General features: G+C 63.4%; 15 protein-coding genes and 4 pseudogenes. 13 read left to right on the plus strand and 6 right to left on the minus strand.

The features are described 5' to 3' along the window. A partial coding sequence (gene nirB / locus VMJ11_RS19560) for a nitrite reductase large subunit NirB (RefSeq protein ID WP_325621048.1) occupies positions 1-1775 on the minus strand: 1775 nt, incomplete at its 3' end. Positions 1776-2416: 641 nt separating this feature from the next. Between nirB and cobA the strand changes: the two genes are divergently transcribed. After that, positions 2417-3199: a uroporphyrinogen-III C-methyltransferase gene (cobA, locus tag VMJ11_RS19565; RefSeq protein WP_325621049.1), complete on the plus strand. Its 783-nt coding sequence runs from the start codon at positions 2417-2419 to the stop codon at positions 3197-3199. Between the two features lie 306 nt (positions 3200-3505). Here the strand turns inward: cobA and VMJ11_RS19570 are convergent, their stop codons facing one another. Then, positions 3506-4900 carry an MFS transporter gene (locus tag VMJ11_RS19570; RefSeq protein ID WP_325621035.1) on the minus strand — a complete coding sequence of 465 codons (1395 nt, stop codon included), beginning with the start codon at positions 4898-4900 and terminating at the stop codon, positions 3506-3508. A gap of 775 nt (positions 4901-5675) precedes the next feature. Here VMJ11_RS19570 and VMJ11_RS19575 point away from each other — a divergent pair. Next, a pseudogene (locus VMJ11_RS19575) lies at positions 5676-5938 on the plus strand (AI-2E family transporter); the annotation flags it as partial. Here VMJ11_RS19575 and VMJ11_RS19580 read toward each other — a convergent pair. Continuing rightward, a pseudogene (locus VMJ11_RS19580) lies at positions 5939-6339 on the minus strand (NAD(P)H-dependent oxidoreductase); the annotation flags it as partial. A 60-nt stretch (positions 6340-6399) separates the two neighbouring features. On the opposite strand from VMJ11_RS19580, the pseudogene VMJ11_RS19585 reads away from it, so the two are divergent. Beyond that, a pseudogene (locus VMJ11_RS19585) lies at positions 6400-6678 on the plus strand (AraC family ligand binding domain-containing protein); the annotation flags it as partial. 9 nt (positions 6679-6687) lie between these two features. Here the strand turns inward: VMJ11_RS19585 and VMJ11_RS19590 are convergent. Both VMJ11_RS19590 and VMJ11_RS19595 read right to left on the minus strand, forming a co-directional pair. After that, positions 6688-7989, minus strand: coding sequence for an Nramp family divalent metal transporter (locus tag VMJ11_RS19590; protein WP_325621036.1), 1302 nt, complete (start codon positions 7987-7989; stop codon positions 6688-6690). A 436-nt stretch (positions 7990-8425) separates the two neighbouring features. Next, complete coding sequence (locus tag VMJ11_RS19595) at positions 8426-9340, minus strand: LysR family transcriptional regulator (RefSeq protein ID WP_325621037.1); 915 nt, start codon at positions 9338-9340, stop codon at positions 8426-8428. A 210-nt stretch (positions 9341-9550) separates the two neighbouring features. Here VMJ11_RS19595 and VMJ11_RS19600 point away from each other — a divergent pair, with 210 nt between their 5' ends. Then, positions 9551-10603: an aldo/keto reductase gene (locus tag VMJ11_RS19600; RefSeq protein WP_325621038.1), complete on the plus strand. Its 1053-nt coding sequence runs from the start codon at positions 9551-9553 to the stop codon at positions 10601-10603. Between the two features lie 277 nt (positions 10604-10880). Beyond that, on the plus strand, positions 10881-11396 hold the full coding sequence (locus VMJ11_RS19605) for a DUF3331 domain-containing protein (protein WP_325621039.1): 516 nt from the start codon (positions 10881-10883) through the stop codon (positions 11394-11396). Positions 11397-11430: 34 nt separating this feature from the next. Here the strand turns inward: VMJ11_RS19605 and VMJ11_RS19610 are convergent, their stop codons facing one another. Next, entirely contained in the window at positions 11431-12285 is an 855-nt protein-coding gene (locus VMJ11_RS19610) for an SDR family NAD(P)-dependent oxidoreductase (RefSeq protein ID WP_325621040.1), read from the minus strand. Between the two features lie 724 nt (positions 12286-13009). Here VMJ11_RS19610 and VMJ11_RS19615 point away from each other — a divergent pair. The 8 genes and pseudogenes from VMJ11_RS19615 to VMJ11_RS19650 form a co-directional block, all read left to right on the plus strand. Continuing rightward, complete coding sequence (locus VMJ11_RS19615; RefSeq protein WP_325621041.1) at positions 13010-13513, plus strand: DUF1097 domain-containing protein; 504 nt, start codon at positions 13010-13012, stop codon at positions 13511-13513. A 178-nt stretch (positions 13514-13691) separates the two neighbouring features. Then, complete coding sequence (locus VMJ11_RS19620) at positions 13692-14693, plus strand: GTP-binding protein (RefSeq protein WP_325621042.1); 1002 nt, start codon at positions 13692-13694, stop codon at positions 14691-14693. 52 nt (positions 14694-14745) lie between these two features. Continuing rightward, positions 14746-15489: a nitrile hydratase subunit beta gene (gene nthB / locus VMJ11_RS19625; RefSeq protein ID WP_325621043.1), complete on the plus strand. Its 744-nt coding sequence runs from the start codon at positions 14746-14748 to the stop codon at positions 15487-15489. 30 nt (positions 15490-15519) lie between these two features. Then, positions 15520-16143 (plus strand): nitrile hydratase subunit alpha, encoded by a 624-nt coding sequence (gene nthA, locus VMJ11_RS19630; RefSeq protein ID WP_325621044.1) that lies wholly within the window; start codon positions 15520-15522, stop codon positions 16141-16143. 9 nt (positions 16144-16152) lie between these two features. Then, on the plus strand, positions 16153-16548 hold the full coding sequence (locus VMJ11_RS19635) for a nitrile hydratase accessory protein (protein WP_325621045.1): 396 nt from the start codon (positions 16153-16155) through the stop codon (positions 16546-16548). Next, positions 16532-17593: a HoxN/HupN/NixA family nickel/cobalt transporter gene (locus VMJ11_RS19640; protein ID WP_325621046.1), complete on the plus strand. Its 1062-nt coding sequence runs from the start codon at positions 16532-16534 to the stop codon at positions 17591-17593. The genes VMJ11_RS19635 and VMJ11_RS19640 overlap by 17 nt, the downstream gene beginning before the upstream one ends. A 72-nt stretch (positions 17594-17665) precedes the next feature. Continuing rightward, entirely contained in the window at positions 17666-18697 is a 1032-nt protein-coding gene (locus VMJ11_RS19645; protein ID WP_325621047.1) for a GlxA family transcriptional regulator, read from the plus strand. A 511-nt stretch (positions 18698-19208) separates the two neighbouring features. Then, positions 19209-19328, plus strand: a pseudogene (locus tag VMJ11_RS19650) (cupin domain-containing protein); the annotation flags it as partial.

Here is a 19328-nt window from a genome sequence, read left to right on the forward strand (position 1 = left end):
ATCTTCGTATAGAGGCCGTACTTCTTCGCCACCTGCCCCACGACGATCAGGCCTTCGGGCGTGACTTCGCCGCCGGGCATGCGCGGCACGACCGAATAGGTGCCGTCGCGCTGAATGTTCGCGAGGTAGTAATCGTTCGAATCCTGCAGGCTCGCGTGCTCTTTCTTCAGCACGAATTCGTTCCAGCACGAAGCGAGAATGCCGGCCACGGCGGGCTTGCAGATATCGCAACCCAGACCATGACCATGTTTCGCGAGCAATTCGCCGAACGTCTTGATGCCCTCCACGCGCACGATGTGATAAAGCTCCTGGCGCGAATGGCGGAAGTGCTCGCACAGATGATTGTTGACGGCGAGGCCCTGGCGCTTCATCTCCGACTTCATCACCTGCGTGACGAGCGGCACGCAGCCGCCGCACGACGTGCCCGCACAGGTCGCGCCCTTCACCGCGGCGATGGTCGTCGCACCTTCGCGCACGGCGGCGCAGATTTGCGCCTTCGAAACGTTGTTGCACGAACAGATCTGCGCCGCTTCGGGCAGCGCCTCCACGCCGAGCGCGGGCTTGGCCTTGCCGTCCGCCTGCGGCAGGATCATGAATTCGGGCGACTCGGGCAACTCGATGCCGTTGAGCATCATCTGCAGCAGCGTGCCGTATTCGTTCGCCTCGCCCACCATCACCGCGCCGAGCAGCTTCTTGCCGCAATCGGAGACCACGATCTTCTTGTAGACCTGGCGGCGCTCGTCGGCGTAGCGGTACGAGCGGCTGCCGGGCGTCTTGCCGTGCGCGTCGCCGATGCTCGCCACGTCCACGCCCATCAGCTTGAGTTTCGTGCTCATGTCCGCGCCCGAGAAGATCGCCGCCTCGCCCGCCAGCGCCTTGGCCGCAATGCGCGCCATGTCGTAGCCAGGCGCGACGAGGCCGAAGGTCTGGCCTTGCCAGAGCGCGCATTCGCCGATCGCGCAGATATTCGCGTCGCTCGTGCGGCACTGGTCGTCGATCACGATGCCGCCGCGCGCACCGACGTCGAGCCCGCACGCGCGCGCGATCTCGTCGCGCGGGCGAATGCCGGCCGAGAACACGATCATGTCGGCGTCGAGGTGCGTGCCGTCGGCGAACTGCATGCGGTTCGCGGCCGTCTCGCCATCCACGATCGCCGTGGTGTTCTTCTGCGTGTGCACGGTGACGCCGAGTTCCTCGATCTTGCCGCGCAGCATGCGGCCGCCGTCGTCGTCCACCTGCACCGCCATGAGGCGCGGCGCGAATTCGACCACGTGCGTGTCGAGCCCCATGTCGCGCAAGGCCTTCGCGCATTCGAGGCCAAGCAGGCCGCCGCCCACCACCACGCCCGACTTCGCCCGCGCGCCGCGCGCCTGCATCGCTTCGAGGTCGGCAATGGTTCGGTAGACGAAGCAATCGGCGCGGTCGTTGCCGTCGATGGGCGGCACGAACGGCGAGGAGCCAGTGGCCAGCACGAGTTTGTCGTAGGCGAGCGTCTCGCCGTTGGACACGGTGACGGTGCGTGCCGCGCGATCGATCGCCACGGCCTTCGCGTCGAGCACGAGGCGCACGTTCTCGCGCTCGAAGAAGCCCGGCGCGACGAGCGAAAGATCGTCTGCCGACTTGCCCGCGAAATATTCGGAGAGGTGCACGCGGTCGTAGGCGGGACGCGGCTCTTCGCAGAGAACGGTGACGTGCGCGTGGGGCCCGCCCTCCGCGAGGATGCATTCGAGAAATTTGTGGCCGACCATGCCATGGCCGACGACGACGATTTCCATCGCGGCGGAGTGGTTCACTGCGTTCGTTGATTGCACCATGAGCCCCTGCAAATAAAAAAGGCGTCCCGCGATTCCAGCTTGCATGAAGCCAGACTCGGGGGACGCCGTTGCCCTGAATTCGAAACCTGCCGTGCGCTGCGTTGCTGCCCTGCAGCCGGATCGCCTTTGACCCGCTCTGGCACTTGCTGCGAAGTAATATGCAAACACCGTGCCACTTTGCGCGACTCGCGCGAAGCGCCCCATCCAGCGGGCGTGGGCGACGTCTGCGCGGCGTTCATGCGGCACGCTCGCCGTGCCGCTCGCGTGTGCATCGTGATGCAGGCCAGCACAAGATTGGTGCCGTGCAGCACAGTCGCTGTGCGCTGCGAGGGTGCACGATGCGCCGTTGTCAATCGGGGCGCGCCCAGCACCGGCGGGCATGCGCCGCGAACGAGCGCAAGTTGGTCTGGAACTTGCGAGACATTGAACGTCCGGCAACGATGTCGGGCGATGCAACCTTGGGCGGGCGCTTCTTGCACCCGAAATCGAGCAAACCGGACAATGGCGTCCCCTCGTCGCAAGCGGCGAGCGGACGCCATTTGGTTTTTATGGCGCTCCCAAAAGAAGGGGGCGCACTACGCGAAAGGAAAACGACGATGGCGATGGGCAAGGTCACGCTGGTGAGCGCAGGTCCGGGCGACCTCGACCTGCTCACCCTGAAGGCGGCGAAGGCGCTGGCAAGCGCCGACGTCGTGCTGCTCGACGATCTCGTGAATCCGGAAATCACGACGCTCGCGCCGCAGGCCCGCGTGATTCGCGTGGGTAAGCGCGGCGGCTGCCGCTCCACGCCACAGGCCTTCATCGAGCGCCTGATGCAGCGCTACGCACGCCGCGGCCTGCATGTGGTGCGTGTGAAGGGCGGGGACGCCCTGCTGTTCGGCCGTGCCGGCGAAGAGCTAGCGGCTTTGCGCAACGCGGGCGTGGCAGTGGAGATCGTGAATGGCATTTCCTCGGCGTTCGCCGCGGCAGCGGGACTCGGTGTCTCGCTCACGCATCGCGATCATTGCCAGGGCGTGATCTTCGTGACGGCCCACCTGCGCGACCATAGCGAGCCCGACTGGAACGCGCTCGCCGCAACGGGTATGACGCTCGCCATCTATATGGGCATGAGCCGCATCGAGTCGCTGTGCACAACGCTCGCCAGTGCGCTCTCCGACGCCACACCCGCGGCCGTCGTGCAATGGGCGGGCAGCGCAAACGAGCGGCGCGTAACGGGCACGCTCGGCACGATCGCGGGGCTCGCGAATTCGGCCAAGCTAGGCAGTCCCGCGATCATCCTCGTGGGCAACGCGATAGCCGAGGCCGCTTCGTTCAACCTCTCTCATGCAGCGTTCAGCGCGCACGGCGGCGAACCAGGCGAAGCGCCGCTGCTTCGACGCGCGTAAGCGCGATTCCTTGCGCTCCCGGCGTTGATTCGAACGGCGCACGCCACCGCTGTACAGGAGCGCATTCTTGCGCATGTCCGGCGTAGTTCGCCTGTCGAGATGCGCAACTTCTCTTTCTAAATAATCAGAAGTACAAATTACCCTGTTTACTTCTACCGACAGGTTTTGAATCCCGCAGCTCCAGAAGCGCACAATCGTAGCTATTCACGAAACCTCGAATTCAAACCACCACTCCGTTGGCGCACGCGCGATCCGGCCTCGAGCCGGATCGCGCGTGCTACATCGCTTGCTATTTCCATTGCCGCATCAGTTGCCCGCGCTGGCTGCCGCACCCTGCACCACGTCGGGCGCCATCGCCGGCTCCTGGGGCAGCGCCCATTCGAGCCAGCGGGCACGGTGGAGCACCACGAGCCCGAATGCCACCGCCGCGATCGTGCCGAACGTCGCAAAGCCCATCTGGTAGCTGCCGGTGCTTTCCTTCGCGATGCCCATGATGACGGGCAGATAGAAACCGCCAATGCCGCCCGCCGCGCCGATGATGCCCGACATCAGGCCGGTGCGACCCTGCCAGCGGCGCGGGACGAGCTGGAACGTCGCGCCGTTGCCGAGACCGAAGCACACGTAAGTAAGCGCGAGCAGCGCGATGCCGGCGGCGAACGGCGGCATCCAAAGCGCGAATGCGAAGTCGCACACCGAGATCGCCGCGAGCAGCAGCACGAGCGCGCGCACGCCCGAGATGCGGTCGGCGATCAGGCCGCCCAGCGGACGCACCATCGCGCCGGTCAGCGCGAGCATCGACATCACCACACCCGCTTCGAGCTTCGGCACCTGGTAGAGCGAAATGAGCAGCGTCGCAATATACGAGGACATACCGACGAAACCGCCAAACGTGATGCTATAAACGAGCATCACCACCCACGTGTCGCCTTGCGTGAGCACGGCGCGATAGTGGCGCGGCAGCACCGCAATGGCGAGCAGCGCGCCGAGCACCGGCAGTAGCAGCACGCCGGTCTTGCCCGCGCCGAACACGCCTGCGTGCACGGCGAGCACAAGCGCGATGAGCCCGGCGAGCGTGATGCAGAACGCGCCCAACGCCTGCGGCGTGCTGCCCGACTTCTGGCCGAGATCGCGGGCCCAGAAGGTCACGGCCGTCGCGGCGAGCGCGAGCAGCGGCAGCGCCGCGCCCGTGGCGTGTGCCCAGCCGATGTGCGCGGCGAGGCCCGGAAACAGGAAGCCATCGAGCACCGCGCCGATGTTGCCGGCCGCGGCGAGTCCGAGCACGAGGCCTTGCACCTTCGGCGGATAGTTGCTGCCGGCCATCGGCAGCGCCACGGCGAAACTCGCGCCGCCCACGCCAAGCAGCACGCCAAGCACGAGCAGCAAGGTATAGGACGGCGCGCCGGGCATCAGCAGCAGCACGGCCGAGGGAATCGCGGAAAGCGCGATGCCGAGCAACGCGACGCGGCGGCCGTCGCATGCCTGGTAGAGATTGCCGAGCGTCACGCGCAGGATCGCCGCGCCGAGCACCGGCACCGCCACGAGCAGGCCCAGTTCGGCCGGCGTCATCTTGATGTCCTTCTGGATGAACGGCGCGAGCGGACCGAACATCACCCAGACTGTGAATCCGGTGTCGAAGTAGAGGAAGCACGCAATCAGCGCGCGCCAGTTACCGCTCTTGAGCGAACTTGCCAGGTCTTTCACGAGGTACTCCCCAGTAGTGGATCTCAACCCGCCGTGCGGGCATGCATCCGTTGAATCCGGATTCCGAAATTGCGTTCGGGCGCGCAGCCGCGCTCGCCAACGATTTCCTGGCAGATGCCACGCGCCATATCCCGCTGCCCTTCTTTAGTAGTGCAAATCACAAAGCCAGTGACTTGTCGACTTCAATGTGCCGCCGCGCCTGAAACGATCAAACCGGGCCGCACGCCGGCAGGCGCGCAAAAAAAAACGTCCCGAAGCGCACCCGCCAGGCATGCCATGCCGTGGTGGTGTGTCGCTTCGGGACGCCGTTGCCCCGCATGATCGAAGATTTCCCGCGCAGCGGGACGATGCAATTCGTCGAGGTCTTCGTTGACCCCGCGGGATAATTAGCAATAGGTATGCCACCCGGCATACGGAGCTAGCGCCCGCGGGCGTAAAGCCCAGCCGGCATGGGCTTGCGCAAGCCGGCCCCCGTTTCGGGACATGTGCGGCTGGCATTGCGCGGGCGCATGGGGCGCCACCATTCGTGTGCTTGAGTTGACTACCGCTGGTGCACTGCAGCGAAGCTTCGCACCAACGGCGGGCACTTGCCTTGCCCCTCCTCCAAGCCGCTCAACAACGCCCCACGCGAGCGCGCTACTGGTTAATCGTATGAATCGCGCTGTACGCGAGAACGGCATGCGCGAGCCGCGTTGCATCGACACATCGTTGCGAGTTTCATCAATCCTGCCTGGTTCGCCGTCGGACGTCACTCGCGGCGACCTGTGAGGAGACGACCGTGGGTGTTAGCGCCGCGACCATCGTGTTCTCGGTCTACGAGTTCGTCGCGGGACTCGCAGACAACGTGCTCAAACCATTGTTGCCCGGCCGTGGCGTCGCGCGGTGCCCATGCCCGTGGTCCTGATTGGCGCGCCTGGCGGCATGGTATCCGGCGGCGTGATCGGCCTTTTCATCGGCCCGGTGATGCTGGCTGTCGGCTATCAATTGTTCTGGCGTTGGGTGAGGGACCAGCCTCAAGCCGAACACTCGCGAGAAGAGCACGTCTTCGCGCAGCGTGAGCGCCGGAATCTCGTAGGCCCCCCGTTCTGCCTCCGGAACGCGATAGGCGGAGTCTGCGCCAGCGCGTCGAGGCGTTCGCCCAGTGCATCGCGCGTTTGCGCGTAGCGCGTCTCGTCGATGCGTCCCGTGCGATACACGAGAAACGGCGGCAGCACGTCGTAGCCCGGGTAGTACAGCACGCCATGGTGGATCGGGAAGAGGATGTCGTCGATCGGCCCGTTCACGCCGCGTGGCCCGTAGTGCGAATCCCAACCGCCCATCGTCACGACCAGCATCGCGCGTTTGCCAGCGAGCGTGCCTTCGCCGTAACGATCGCCCCAGCGCGAATCGGAGTGTTCGCCCACGCCATATGCAAAGCCATATGCGAAGACGCGCTCCATCATTATTCATTTCAACTATAGCAGCCGGGCAACTAAGCTTCCCCGCGCCGCTCCGATTGTCTGCTGCACGCCGAGCCCGTTTTGGGCGTCGAACGTATCGACGCCTTCTTCCAGGGCAAGGCGTCTGCGATGCATCGCCACGACACTTATGGCATTGGCCACACGCCGTCCGGCGTCCAGAGTTTCAAATACCGGCGCGGCTCGACCCACAGCCGGCCCGGCCACACGATGGTGCTGCATCCGGACGAGGCACACGACGGCCAGGCGGGCACAGGCGAGGGCTTTCAGTACCGCATGATCTACGTGCAGCCGGCTCCGTTCCAGGGGGTGTTGGGCGGCTGCGTGCCGTCAAAGGACGTGTATCGTCACCCCAAAAGTTTGCAGCAGCAAAACGGCATTGAGTGCAAGAATCACGACGGTTCCAACAGTAGCGGCGCAGGCAACCCATCTACTATTGGCGAACTGCCCCATGACATCGCGGCGTGATGTCAACACCACCAGCGCGATCATCGGCACGGGCAACGCGAAACTCAGTACGACCTGGCTGTAGACCAAAGCATCGGTCACGTTGAGGCCGAGCGCCACGACGATGAACGCCGGTACCATCGTAACCAGCCGGCGAATCCAGACCGGAATGCGAAAGCCCATGAAGCCTTGCATGATCATCTGGCCTGCCATCGTCCCGACCACCGAACTCGAAATACCAGAGGCCAACAGCGCGACGAGAAAAATGCCCGCAGCAGCCACACCGAGCAGCGGCGTCAGGCTGTGGTACGCCGTTTCGATTTCCGCTACTTCAGGGTGTCCGGCATGGAACGCGCCCGAAGCCATGATCACCATCGCCATGTTCACAAGCCCCGCCACGGTAAGGGCGATCAGGACTTCTACGTTCGAGAATCTGACAAGCTTGCGGCGTTCCGTGTCGTTGTTCGCCCGCGCCCGATTTTGCGTCAACCCCGAATGCAGATAAATCGCATGTGGCATCACCGTCGCGCCCAGAATGCCGGCTGCAACGGAGAGGGCTTCGGAGCCATGCAATCGAGGAACGAATGTTCCCGTCAACGCAGCGGGCCACGCAACATGAACGATCATCAGCTCAACTACGTATGACAATGCGACAGCCGCGACGAGGCCGCCGATTATCAATTCGAGAGGGCGGAAGCCTTGACGCTCTCCCGTGAGAATCGCGTATGTCACGATGCCGGTGACAATCATGCCAGGAAGCAGCGGTATGTGAAAAAGCAACGACAAGCCGATTGCTCCGCCAAGGAACTCGGCAAGGTCGGTCGCCATGGCGGCGATTTCGCTGATGCCCCACATCCCGTAGACAACCAGCGCCGGAAAGTGCTCGCGACTCAGTTGCGCCAGGTTTCGGTTCGTAACGATACCCAGCTTGGCCGATAACGCCTGAAACAGCATTGCAATGAGGTTCGCGGCGAGTACGACCCACAGCAATGAGTAACCGTATTTCGCTCCGGCCTGGATATTGGTCGCGAAGTTGCCCGGATCCATGTATGCGATCGAGGCAACGACAGCCGGTCCAGCGAGCAGCAGTTTCGAACTCCAGCGATGGTCGCGTCCCGCGAGGACCTCCGCGATACCTCGTGACGTGCGCGCCGTGATCCCCAGTTGTCCTTCAGCTGTGCTCATCACAATCCTCGAGTTCAATCCACGCAGTCACTTGAGACTTGCTGGCCTGGCCGCGCAGGAGTGGCCTGACGGTAAGGCTCCATGTTGACGGCAGCGCCTCAAAAAGGACAATTGAACATTCCGATGATCGCGATAAGATTTTTGCTCGGACCTCGTGTGCGTGAATCCGCAAGACGCGAACGTCCGGCCTTTCGTCGCCACCTGCAAGCCGCTTGAAGGGAAATCGCTCCTTCCCGCCCTTCAAATCGTGCTTACGCACGACATACCGGAATCAAGCATTTCATCATACGAATACATCCCGTATTCGATGCGCCGTATAAAGCCTTGCCTGAATTAGCAGCAAAAGAAGAACACTCCAGTGGTGCACTGGCTAAAGCCTGACGCATCAAACCGCTCGCCTGCGCTCAGGGAGCGTCGCGCCCCCGTTGCGAATCAGTCAGTTCGCGACTACGGGCAAGTTGAGCAAGTCGAGGAAGGCACGGGCGACGGGTATGAGCGGCTCTCCCGCGCTCCCCTTATAGACGGCCGCGAGTTCCCAGCAGGGCTCCTCGGCTGCCAGAAGGGTTGCTGTCGCGATCGGTGCGCCGCGCGTGTCGGCCATCCTGGCTGTCGCGACGGACTCGGGCACCATCGTGATCGCCAGGCCCTGCGCGGCCAGTTCCAGCAACATCGGCATATCGTTGACCTCGAAACTGGTCTGACGCTGCAGCCCGGCCGCCGCAAAGCTTTGGTCGACGAGCCTTCGCAAGCTCCACTCGGGGCGCAGGTCGGCGAACGTTTCTTCGCGCAGATCCGCGAGCTTCAGGTCGCTCGCGCCCGCGAGCCGATGATGCGTCGCGCAGACCACGACAATTCCCTCGCACGCGAATATGTGTGAGCCGAGATCGTCAGATGGTGAATCCGATGGCTGCGTGAATGCGAGGTCCAGACGCCCTTCCCGCACCTCGTCGATCAATGCGCGCGAGCCATCGAGCGTCAACTGGATATCGATGCCGCCGAACGCGGCGCGAAACTGCCCAAGGGAACTGGCCAGGTCCACGAAAGGCGCGAGACCGTGAATCGCACCAATGCTGAGCCGCCCGCGTGCGAGCCCGTGAACTTGCGTCACGGCGTGACGCGCGTCTCGCGCCGCCGCCAGCACACGCCGCGCTTGGGCGAACAGCACTTCACCGGCTGGGGTCAGGTCGACTCGCCTCGTGCTGCGAATGAACAACGCTCCGCCAAGGTCCTCCTCCAGCGCGCGGATCGATGCCGACAAGCCGGACTGAACGAGGTTGAGCCGCCGCGCCGCGCGCGTGAAATGACGCTCTTGTGCGACCGCAACGAAATGCTCCAGCTGCTTCAAGTCCACGTTCGCTCCACCCTTCACTTCGACAGACGATTAATCACAGAACCTGCTCAATCGGATCATATCATTCTATTGGAATGTTAATTCGAACTCCGATATCGTTGAGCATCCGGGGCATCGAGAGATCGCCGCACGTGAAGTGCTCGCACCGTGTGACTTCACGAGCGCACCACGGTATCGGACCGCAAGCAACATTCATGGGGGGTGCTTCATATGGAATACCGTCAACTTGGACGATCGGGTCTCAAGGTTTCGACCATCACGCTAGGCACGATGACGATGGGCGGCAAGGGCAAGTTTGCGCTCGTCGGCGAGGTCGGCCTCGACGAGGCGCGTCGCCAGATCGACATGTGCATCGACGCAGGCGTCAACCTGATCGATACGGCTGATGTCTATTCGAATGGCGTATCGGAGGAAATCGTCGGCGAAGCGCTCGGCGGCAAACGCAAAGGCGGTGTGCTGATCGCAACGAAGGCGCGCTTCCCGATGGGTGACGGCCCGAACGATCGCGGGCTTTCGCGACATCATTTGATTCAGGCATGCGAAGCGAGCTTGCGGCGTCTGAAGACCGATGTAATCGACCTCTACCAGGTACATGAGTGGGATGGACTGACACCGGTCGAGGAAACGCTTGAAGCGCTCGATCAACTCGTGCGGCACGGAAAGGTCCGCTATGTCGGCTGCTCGAACTACTCGGGCTGGCATGTGATGAAAGCGCTGCATGTGAGCGAACGCGATCGTCTGCCACGCTTCGTGAGCCAGCAGATTCACTACACGCTCGAAGCACGCGAGGCGGAATACGAACTTGCACCGATCTCGCTCGATCAAGGACTCGGCATTCTGGTCTGGAGCCCACTCGCAGGTGGCCTGCTGTCGGGCAAGCACCGCCGCGACACGACGCCCGAAGGCACGCGCCAGCTAGCGGGATGGACGGAGCCGCCCATTCGCGACGCGCAACGACTGTGGTCCATCGTCGACACGCTCGTTGAGATTGCCGGCGAACACAACGTCTCCGCCGCGCAGGTCGCGCTTGCGTGGACACTCGGGCGCCCCGCTGTCACCTCCGTGATCATCGGCGGACGCAACGAAACGCAACTGCGCGACAACCTTTGCGCGGCAAACCTCACATTGACCGCCCCCCAGCGCGAACGGCTCGACAAGGTGAGCATGCCGCCCCTGCTCTATCCCTACTGGCATCAATTGCAGACTGCGCACGATCGGCTCGGTAGTGCCGACTTGTCGTTGTTGGGGCCGTATTTGAAGTAATAGTGGATACCGCGGAAAGCGTCACGACCATCGCCTCGAACGATCGATTCGTTATGCTCATCAACGGACTTCCTCCTTGAACTAGTCGTCCCGTTTGCGCGTTGCCGGATCGCAGCTGGCCAGCGATGAGCCGGCCGCGCTACCCGGCCGATGATGGATGCCCGTTCCCCTTTCACGCATTACAAAATCCGGCTTCATACTGGAAGACGAACGGCTTCTATCCGATGCATGGTGATAACGCCAATCCCCACCTTCCGTCAAAAGCCGAAGCAATTCGATGAATGCGACCCTCTATTCGTCCGACCCATGGGCCGGCGTCCTCGAACACCTCGAGCAGGCCACGTCACTGGATCGAGAGTCCAGCACGTGGGCAGTATCGCGGCTCGCCCAGTTTTTATATAGGAGTACTGGGCCCGACTACCACTGGCCGGCATCGGATGTGCTGAACGCACCGATTGATCGGACCGATTGCCCGACAGGCCCCGGCTTTTCCGTCGTTGAACGTAGCGACGAGCGAGACGTCGTGATTTCATGGCAAGACTCGACGCGCGGCCGCCTGGCGGACCAGCGCTGGCGACGCTGCACCGCATATGTGGAAGGTGTATGCGCGATGAGCGGCCGGCAGATCAGGCGCGGTGACGACATTTACCGGCCGTTACGTCGCGTGTCGAAATTCGCCAACCTGGGCGAGATGATCCTCGCAGCAACGATCGATGGCGCCCATGAGGGCACGCCCGCGTCCTCCTCGGTGCCGGCAAGCCAATCAGCAGTTCGCCGAGCCATGAACGGTTGAATCATGTCGGAACCCGGAACTGTTCGGCACGCCATTAGCGCGGCTGTTTGACGAAGGCTTCAAACGCCGCCGCATAATCCGGATGCCAACGCGACAAGGCAGGCCGGTTCTCGACGATATCCCCTATAGCCCAGAGCATGCGCCGCTCGTCGAGCGAGCGCGGCACATCGTTGTCCGGACACAAGATATAGAAGTCGCCGGCATCGAGGCGCTCGAGCATGAAGTCGACCGTTTGTTCGGCTGTCCATGCCGCGGCGGGTTTATCGGTGCGGCCTTTGCGAGTCAGTTCGGTAAACACGAAGCCAGGAATGAGCAGATGCGCGCTGATCTCGCACCCGGCGGTATTGCGAAGCTCATGTTGCAGCGCTTCGGTGAAAGCCTTCAGCCCGGCCTTCGAGACGTTGTACGCCGGGTCGCCGGGCGGGGTCGTGATGCCTTGTTTCGAGCCCGTGTTGATGACGAGTCCTGGCCGGCCGCGCTCGATCATGTCGGGTACGAAAACCTGCGTGCCGTGAATGGCGCCCCACAGGTTCACGCCCAGCACGCGAGTCCAGTTTTCGGCGGGACCGAACATGCCGCTGCCCGGTTGAATGCCGGCGTTGTTCATCAGCACGTCGGTGCCGCCGAATCGTTCGGTGACGGCCGCGTGCAGATGGCGCACATCTTCGACGAGACTCACGTCCGCTTCGAATCCGAAGACGTCCTGTGCGCCGCTTACGCTCAGCGCGGCGATTTCTTCCACCGCGCGCGCAATGCGATCGGCACCGCGGTCCGCGATGCATACACGAAGTCCGAGCCCCGCAAACCGCTTTGCCGCCGCGAGGCCGATGCCAGCCGCGCCCCCCGTGATGACGGCGACGGCTCCCTTGGTCAGAGCAGGATGAGACATAGCCTGGATCCTTGTAGTGCGTCGAGGTGTCTGCTCAAGCGCAGCACGACCCCGATGTGGGTTGACAGTGTGCGAACGATGCTCGCACGAGCGTTCTTTTGGCATTGGCGCGCGGTGCTTCCGGCCATTCGAGCCAGCGAGCCGATTATTTCAGCTTCTCCGGCCACGCGCCAGAATGCGCTGTGCGGTTCCATGGCTTCCGCCGGGAAACGACCTTCCGCTGCAACGACGCGCTTGAGCAGCCCTTGCGTCGGTTCGTCATCCGCCGCTGACACCACGGTTAGCGGTCTTCGTGCAGGCGGCATGGAATTTCATCACATCGTTTGCGCAAACTATTCTGCCCTGTTCGTCGAAGCGACTGGAACCTGACTCCGGAAAATCCGCGCAGCTGGATTGACCTCGAATGCGCTTCCGAAGTGGCTACCCAGCACGGCAAGCACACACGCTGCCTCTCGCTCCCCATTGATGCACTACGCACATGTCGGGTGAACCGCGCACCAAGTTTGCGCGGTCTGGTCCCATTCCCTCGAACGCTCGCCTCGCGCCCAGGCGCCGGAACGGCTGTCCGGCATAGCACGATTCGACATCGACGGACGCCGCTCACGGCGCTGCCGGACCATTAGGACATGCATCCGGACACGCGCAGCCGGCCGGCCCGGACATCGCTAACAGGTTGCTGGCGTGGCGGCCCGTCACCCTTTGACAACTCGTTAAGGAGAAGGAAATGAAGCAATCCGAAGCGTATACGCTCAGCATCGGCATCCTCGCCGTGGTCGACACCTGGCTGACCGGCACCGTCCTGCCCGTCCCCGTCTGGGTCACGTTCATCGCGTGGGCATCGTTCTTCGTGCTCGGCGGCGGCACGGCGGGCCTCGTCAAGAGCGTCGCGTCGAACCTCGCCGGGCTCGTCATCAGCTCGCTCACATTGCTCGCGGTCGCCGGCACCAGCCAGTCGGCTTTGGCGATCGCGGTGTGCGTCGGCGCGGGCAGCGCTGCCATGGTGCAGGCGTCGAAGATCAAGCTGCTCGACGTACTGCCCGCCATTGTCTGGGGGTTCGCGTCGACGGTCGGCACCACCGTCGCGACCGGCCGGCCAATCACGACGCCAGGACTCGCGAACCCGGCCCTCGTCGCCGCGACCGCGCTCGTAATCGGTGCGGTGTTTGGCTACGTGTCCGAAATCGCCGGAAACGCGCTTACCGCAAAGCGTGCAATTCACGCGAGCTAAGGCGTGGGCGGCGCGGCATAAGCGGCATTGCCGTGGCCGGTTCGCACGTTCAGGCACAAAGCGGCCAATCGAACCCGCGAGGCACGCCAACGTCGCGACCAAACAGGACGTCCACCTCTCAGGCCGAAGAGATCTCGCTATTTTTTGATATATGAGCAACCCAGACACGGAGTTCCCCATGCGGATCAGGAAAATCCCGACGACCGTGATTACCGGCTTTCTCGGCGCCGGCAAGACCACGCTCGTCAATCATGTGCTCGAAGCCACGCGGCCCACGCGCATTGGCATCGTCGTGAACGAGTTCGGCGAAGTCGGCATCGACGGTGAAATGATCGTCGCCGAGGAAGAGGCCATCGTGGAGATCAGCAACGGCTGCGTGTGCTGTACCGTGCGCGCCGACCTCGTGACGAGCGTCCTCGCGCTGCTCGAGCGCTTCGGCGACGGGCTCGAACGGCTCATCGTCGAGACCTCGGGGCTCGCCGACCCGGCGCCGGTGCTGCAGACCTTTCTCGCCGACCCCGACGTGCGCGAGCGCGTGGAACTGGACTCCGTGGTCGTGGTGGTCGACGCCTGCCATGCGCTCTCGCAGCTTGGCGACGACATCGCGCGCGAGCAAGTCGTATTCGCCGATCGCATCGTCGTGAACAAGGCCGATACCGCTACGCCAGCGCAGATCGATTCGCTGCAAGCGAGCCTGCGGCAGCTCAACCCGACCGCGACGCTCGAACTGGCGACGCGCGCCCAGATCGACGTGGCCGCGCTCTTCTCGGCAAAAACCTTCTCGGTCGACCATCTGCTGACCATCGAACCGGAGATTCTCGACGAGGGAGAACACGCGCACGAACACGACACGAGTATCCAGTCGTGTGGGTTCGTGATTCCCGGCGCACTCGACGCGGTGCGCTTCAACCGCTGGGCAAACCAGCTCGTACAGGCGCAGGGCGCATCGCTGCTGCGCATGAAAGGCGTGCTGAACCTTGACGGCGAATCGCGCAGGCTCCATTTCCACAGCGTTCATATGCTGATGGATACGCATTTCGGCAAGGCATGGGCGCGTGACGGGTTGCGCGAAAGCCGCTTCGTCGCCATCGGCCGCAGCCTCGATGTGCAGGCACTGCGCGACGGCCTGCTGGGCTGTGTGGCCACGCAAGCGCAACGCAGCGCGCAGGCGTTGCCGTGACCCCTGCTTCCTTCGCAGCGACCATGCCCTTTGTCAACGATATGGATTCCAAATGAAACTTCAACATTATCTAGGCGGACTCGAAAACCTCGGCCCTGTCAATCTGGACGCGCGCGTGTTCGCCCAACCGTGGGAGCAGCGCATCTTCGGCATTCACACCGTCATGATGTCCGAGAGCGCGCACCTGGACAACGCACTGCCGGGCTACACCGTGAAGTCGCTGCCGACAGCATTCCGTAGCAACTGGACATGGGCATCGCTGCGCACCGGTGCGGAAGCCATGCAGCCGTTCGAATACTTCAAGTACCGCTACTACGAAAAATGGCTCGGCGGCATTTCCCGGTTCTTCATCGATGCGGGCTACCTCACTGAAGAGGAGCTTGCCGACAAGACCGCGTTCTACCGCAACCAGCCTGAAGCACCGCTACCGGATCGGCCCAACGCGGCGCTCGACGCGCAGATCGATGCGTACCTTCAACAAGGCGATTCGCCCCGGCACGCGAGCGAACGTGCGGCACGCTTCAAGGCCGGCCAGCGCGTGCGTATCGCCGACCCCGAGGCCGTCGATCACACGCGTTTGCCGGGCTATCTGCGCAGCAAGACCGGCACGGTCGATCTCGTCTATCCGGACACCTACGCATATTTCGTATCGACCGGCGTGGACGGCATTGGCGATGCCATGCCCGTCTATCGCGTCGCGTTCGATGCGGCCGCCATCTGGGGGCCGGACAAGAGTGAGCCAAACACGACGATTTACGCGGACCTGTTCGAAGCCTACGTAGCGGCGATCGACTGATTACACATGCACCAGCAAATGGAGAGAAACATGAGCGAGATTTTTGGTTTTCCTGCAGACCGCGAAGCTTCGAGCGCAGCAAAGGTACGCGCGCTCGAAGCGCTGCTGATCGAAAAAGGCATTCTTGGCAGCGATTCCGTCGATACCGTGCTGCGCCATTTCGAAACCGTCGCGGGACCGTTCAACGGCGCCAGGATTGTCGCGCGTGCGTGGATCGATCCAGCCTACAAGGAGCGGCTCATCAAGGACACGCCCGCCGCCATTGCCGAGCTCGACCTGCCCGTGGGCATGACGGGTGCCGAAGGCGAGCACATGGCAGCCGTGGCCAACAGTGCCGACGTGCACAACCTCATCATCTGCACGCTGTGCTCGTGCTACCCGTGGCCGGTGCTCGGCCTGCCGCCCTACTGGTACAAGGACCCGGTGTTTCGCGCGCGAGGCGTGCGCGAACCGCGCGCCGTGCTGCGTGAGTTCGGCGTGACGGTCCCGGAGTCGAAAGCGGTGAAGGTATGGGACAGCAGCGCGCAGATCCGCTGGTTCGTCGTGCCCGAGCGTCCCGCGAACACGGAGGGCATGAGCGAGGAGGCGCTGGCCGCGCTCGTCACGCCCGAGTCGATGATGGGCGTCGCGCTCGTCGCCGCGCCGCACGCGTAGGAGCCGCCAATGTTCACTCAATTCGAGGAATACGCGGCGGCGTCGATGCTCGGCCAGGCCGACTCGCCGCCGCGCGTCGACGGCAAGCTGCTGTTCACGAACCGCTGGGAGCGCGACGTGTTCGGTCTTGCGCTTTCGCTGGCGAAGGCCGGCTGCTTCGAATGGGAAGACTTCCGGCAATGTCTGATCGATGCGATCGGCCGCTGGGAAGCGCTCGATTGCGCGAGCCAGCCGCGCTGGGACTACTACGAACGCTTTTTCGAAGCGCTGTTGAACGTGATCGAGGCGAGCGGCACGCTCGACGCAGCGGAATTGGCACGCGCACTCGCACCGCGCGCGGCGAGCCAGCCCGTCCTCACCGACCTGCAATCTCATGAAGGAGACACCCATGCGCCGCGCCACTGAACTGCTGCTGCCCCGCACGTCGAGCCGCACGCGCATCGTCGCGATGTATGCGACGCTTGCGCTCGTCAACATCCTCGCGTGGGCCTGGGCGCTCGTCGTGCTGCGCACGTCGCCGATGCTGGTCGGCACGGCGTTTCTCGCCTACAGCTTCGGTCTGCGCCACGCAATGGACGCCGACCACATCGCCGCGATCGACAACGTCACCCGCAAGCTGATGAACGACGGCAAGCGGCCCGTGACCGTGGGCTTTTATTTCGCGCTCGGCCATTCGCTCACGGTCGTGGTGGGCGCACTCGTCGTCGCGCTCGCGACCCAGGCGCTCGCGCACCATTTCGACGTGCTGCGCGAGACCGGCGCCACCATCGGTACAGTCGTGTCGTCGGTTTTTCTCCTCGCCATCGCCGCGGTCAATGTCGTGCTGCTCATCGAGCTGGTACGCGCGTTCCGGCAAACGCGCCGCCGCAATGCAGCGACCGGACACGACGACGCGCACGACGCCAGCGTGCCGCCACTCGCCGGCAATCTGCTCGCGCGCCTTTTCAGGCCGCTGTTCGGGCTCGTGCGTTCCAGCTGGCTGATGTTTCCGCTCGGCATCCTCTTCGGTCTCGGCTTCGAAACGGCGACCGAGGTCGCGCTACTCGGCACCTCGGCGTCGCAGGCTTCGGCAGGCTTCTCGGTCTGGACGATCCTCGCATTTCCGTGCCTGTTCGCAGCGGGCATGCTCACCGTCGACACGACCGATGGCATCCTCATGCTCGGCGCCTACGGCTGGGCCTTCGTCAAGCCCTTGCGCAAGCTCTACTACAACCTGACCATTACGCTGCTTTCCACGCTTGTCGCGGTGTTGATCGGCGGTATCGAGGCACTCGGGCTCGTGACGCAGATGCTGAATCTCTCCGGCCCGTTCTGGGGCTTCATCGACACCCTCAACGACAATTTCGGGTTGCTGGGCTACGGCATCGTCGCGATCTTCGCGGTAGGCTGGCTCGCGTCCGCGTTGCTGTATAAACTCAAGGGGTACGAGCGGGACGCCGCGCCCGCGTGAGCCGCGGCGGCCGGCAAGACCTGCTTCCTGGCCGGCCCGGGGTCCATCCTAATCTGTCTGCGAGTGAGCGCAATGAACCGCATCAAGGTCGGCATGGTGGTGTTCCCGGGATTCCAGTTGCTGGACATCGCGGGGCCGCGGGATGCATTCGCCGAGGTCCGCGTCCTGAGCCGGGGCGAATGCGAGTACGAAATTCTCACGGTCGGCACGACACGCGGCGCGATCCAGTCGTCGAGCGGCCTGACGATCGTGCCCGAGCGCACGATCTTCGACGCCTGCCCGGATTTCGACACCGTGATCGTGCCAGGCGGCCTTGGCATCTTCGACATTTTCGACGACCCCACGCTCAGCGAATGGCTGCACACGCAATACCGTCGCGCGCGGCGAGTATGCGCCATCTGCAATGGGCTTTTCGCGCTCGGATCTGCAGGACTCCTCGACAATCGCGTCGTCACCACGCACTGGATGGACGTGCCGCGGCTCGCCGCCACCTTTCCGAAAGCGCGCATCGAGCCCGATCACATCTACGTGAAAGATGGCAGCATCTACACGACAGCGGGCGTCACGGCGGGGATCGACCTTGCGCTCGCGCTAATCGAGGAAGACTACGGCCGCGCGACGGCGCTCGATGTCGCGAAGTATCTCATCGTGTACCTGCGGCGGGCCGGCGGTCAGTCGCAGTTCAGCCCGCTGCTGGAGTCGCAGGCGGCACCGCATTCGCAAACGACGGCGCTGCAGCAATACATCCTCGACAACCTGCAGGTCGATCATACGGTCGCTTCGCTCGCCGAGCGCGTGCACATGAGCGCGCGCAATCTCGCCCGCACGTTCAGCAAGGAATGCGGCGTCACGCCCATGACGTTCCTGCTCAACGCGCGCATCGACGCGGCAAGGCGCTACCTGGAGGGCACGGACCTGTCGTTGCGCGAGATTGCGAAACGCTGCGGCTTCGACAGCACCGATGCATTGCGGCGCGTGTTCGCGCGACGCTTGCAGATCAATCCTGCGGACTATCGCGCGCGTTTTCGGTCAGACCGAACGACAGGCACGTTGACGCTGGCCGAGAGAGATACCGCTGCGCAACGCCTCGAACGTGCCGGTTGACGTGTGGTGGCGGGAAAGTGGCGCAACGGCGTTCGCCAGGAACTGGACGATTGAATTCCTCGCCGCACGCGTGGGATTTTCCGACGATCAGGTAGCAGTCCGAACGTGAACGCGGCGCGGTCTGTTTGGACGCCTTCACGATCGTTCAGGACGGCCGGCGCCAATGCGCGTAGGAAAACGCGAGCGAAACGCGCTATCCGCGCAATGAGCGTTTCTGCTGCCCCTAAGGTCGGCCAAGCCGACACTCCCTCGAGTGCGCGCGCGTAGTTAGCCAATACAGCAAGACGGAGTGGTCGGTTCTTGTTCTTTTTGTATTTTTATTGGGCAAGCGCGCAACGCGGGCGCGTCAGTATTCGAGTGTGGGCAAAGCCGGAACGGGCTGCAGGCCGGCTGTGCACAGGCTCGTCCTGTGCGCAGCAACGTTGACCATACGGAGTGAACCCCTCACGGCAGAAATGAATATTGACTACTATTGCGGGTGGATTAGCCTCTAGAGAGGTGGTCTGGAGCTATGAGTCCGTTTGCCGAATCGTTTGACCTCGAAGCTGCGTTCGGCGACGTGTTCGAATATTGGTCGCCGAAAGTTGTCGCGCATGTCAACGATCAATACGTAAAGATCGCGAAAGTACGC

Source organism: Paraburkholderia sp., from assembly GCF_035501035.1.
Classification (GTDB): Bacteria; Pseudomonadota; Gammaproteobacteria; order Burkholderiales; family Burkholderiaceae; genus Paraburkholderia.

Excerpts from the sequence above, each read along its gene's own strand:
- cobA (WP_325621049.1), top strand. The coding sequence starts at position 2,417 with ATGGGCAAGGTCACGCTGGTGAGCGCAGGTCCGGGCGACCTCGACCTG.
- VMJ11_RS19590 (WP_325621036.1), bottom strand. The coding sequence starts at position 7,989 with ATGAGCACAGCTGAAGGACAACTGGGGATCACGGCGCGCACGTCACGA.
- VMJ11_RS19600 (WP_325621038.1), top strand. The coding sequence starts at position 9,551 with ATGGAATACCGTCAACTTGGACGATCGGGTCTCAAGGTTTCGACCATC.
- VMJ11_RS19605 (WP_325621039.1), top strand. The coding sequence starts at position 10,881 with ATGAATGCGACCCTCTATTCGTCCGACCCATGGGCCGGCGTCCTCGAA.
- VMJ11_RS19610 (WP_325621040.1), bottom strand. The coding sequence starts at position 12,285 with ATGTCTCATCCTGCTCTGACCAAGGGAGCCGTCGCCGTCATCACGGGG.
- VMJ11_RS19615 (WP_325621041.1), top strand. The coding sequence starts at position 13,010 with ATGAAGCAATCCGAAGCGTATACGCTCAGCATCGGCATCCTCGCCGTG.
- VMJ11_RS19620 (WP_325621042.1), top strand. The coding sequence starts at position 13,692 with ATGCGGATCAGGAAAATCCCGACGACCGTGATTACCGGCTTTCTCGGC.
- nthB (WP_325621043.1), top strand. The coding sequence starts at position 14,746 with ATGAAACTTCAACATTATCTAGGCGGACTCGAAAACCTCGGCCCTGTC.
- nthA (WP_325621044.1), top strand. The coding sequence starts at position 15,520 with ATGAGCGAGATTTTTGGTTTTCCTGCAGACCGCGAAGCTTCGAGCGCA.
- VMJ11_RS19635 (WP_325621045.1), top strand. The coding sequence starts at position 16,153 with ATGTTCACTCAATTCGAGGAATACGCGGCGGCGTCGATGCTCGGCCAG.
- VMJ11_RS19640 (WP_325621046.1), top strand. The coding sequence starts at position 16,532 with ATGCGCCGCGCCACTGAACTGCTGCTGCCCCGCACGTCGAGCCGCACG.
- VMJ11_RS19645 (WP_325621047.1), top strand. The coding sequence starts at position 17,666 with ATGAACCGCATCAAGGTCGGCATGGTGGTGTTCCCGGGATTCCAGTTG.